We start from the raw sequence: 1400 nt of genomic DNA, 5'->3' as shown, positions 1-1400 counted from the left end.
TCAGCGTCAGTAGTTGACCGGTCAATTACGATGTAGCCCTTGCGGTCAAACATGTAGGCAACTGACCCGGTAGCACCAAGGCTGCCGCCGTTGCGGGTGAAGGCCACCCGTACGGATGAGGCAGTCCGGTTCTTGTTGTCAGTCAAAGCTTCAACAAGGATGGCAACGCCGCCCGGTGCGTAACCTTCGTAAGTTACTTCATCGTAGTGTTCGTCTGAGTTGCCTTCAGCCTTCTTGATTGCCCGTTGAATGTTGTCCTTTGGCATGTTGGCAGCGCGTGCCTTGTCCATGACCAAACGCAAGCTTGGATTACCTGAAGGGTCAGGACCACCACTCTTTGCAGCCATGTAAATTTCACGGGAGAGCTTTTGGAAAACCTTCCCTCTCTTAGCGTCTTGCGCATTCTTGCGGCCTTGAATATTGTGCCATTTTGAATGTCCTGACATTTAGGATCCTTCTTTCTTTAATTAATATAATCAACTTTTTTATAATAACTCAGGAAAGGCAGAAATTCAACGGTTTCAGCGGTCAAATGGCCGACTTTTTTCGACTTGAACCATTTCTGATCCGGTAAAAAATCACCGCCAGCACGATGGCCAAGAGCGCCCCGCTGGCATCCAGCATCACGTCATGCACGCTCGGCGTCCGGTCCCCCGTCAAAAACTGGTGGAACTCATCCATGGCCGCGAAAGCAAAGGCGCTGGCCCAGACAAACAAGGGGCCGGTCCACTTGATGACAAAAACTCTTTTCAAGCCCAGGTAGGCAAACAGGCCATAAAAGAAATAGCTCGTGAAGTGGGCCAGCTTCCGGACCACGAACTGGGTAAAGCCGGCCGACCCGTCAGTTCTGACATTGTGCCAGACCCCGCCATAGTAGATATTGAGCCGCTGGATCAAGTCTTCCAGCCAGCCCAGGTAGGTATGGATGAAGCCGGCCTTCATTTTCTGCTCGTGGTAGGTCATCGAGCTTGAGACAAACAGCATTGCCAGCACCGCCAGGGCCAGCAGGAGATAAACTTTTTCTCTTTTGGTAAACTTAAAATCATTCATGCTTTTTATTTTACCATCGTTTGTGCCCGCGGCCTTGACTTTTGGGATTTTTTCCCGTATTCTAATATGATTTGCAGACAAGCTGCAGATCTTGAAAGGAAAAGACATGAAAAGAAAATACAGACATTTATTCATCTGGCCGGCCCTGCTTATAGCCGCCCTCTTCCTGGCCGGCTGCGCCAAAAGCGAGCAAAAGAGCAGCAACCAGATCAAGATTGTAACTTCAACCAACATTTACGCCGACATTGCCCAGAACATCGTCGGCAAATACGGCAAGGCAACGGCCTTGATCGCCAACGGCAACACCGATCCGCACGACTTTGAGCCGACGACGGCGGCAGCCAAGACGG

The 1400-nt window shown here is 50.6% G+C and carries 3 protein-coding genes; 1 reads left to right on the top strand and 2 read right to left on the bottom strand.

What is annotated here, in order from left to right; genetic code table 11:
* The coding region (locus tag lacNas_RS13845; protein WP_201331763.1) for a YebC/PmpR family DNA-binding transcriptional regulator at window positions 1-446 on the bottom strand (446 nt) is incomplete at its 3' end.
* 82 nt (window positions 447-528) lie between these two features.
* A complete protein-coding gene (locus lacNas_RS13840; RefSeq protein ID WP_201331762.1) occupies window positions 529-1050 on the bottom strand; it encodes a VanZ family protein in 522 nt (173 codons plus the stop codon).
* Window positions 1051-1156: 106 nt separating this feature from the next.
* Between lacNas_RS13840 and lacNas_RS13835 the strand changes: the two genes are divergently transcribed.
* Window positions 1157-1400 (top strand): metal ABC transporter solute-binding protein, Zn/Mn family (locus lacNas_RS13835; protein WP_201346958.1); only part of this gene is annotated, 244 nt, incomplete at its 3' end.

The organism is Lactobacillus nasalidis (genome assembly GCF_016587775.1).
GTDB lineage: Bacteria > Bacillota > Bacilli > Lactobacillales > Lactobacillaceae > Lactobacillus > Lactobacillus nasalidis.
Note: the sequence above shows the minus strand (reverse complement) of the source record. Positions and strands in the feature narration are given on the sequence as shown.

Excerpts from the sequence above, each read along its gene's own strand:
- lacNas_RS13840 (WP_201331762.1), bottom strand. The coding sequence starts at position 1,050 with ATGAATGATTTTAAGTTTACCAAAAGAGAAAAAGTTTATCTCCTGCTG.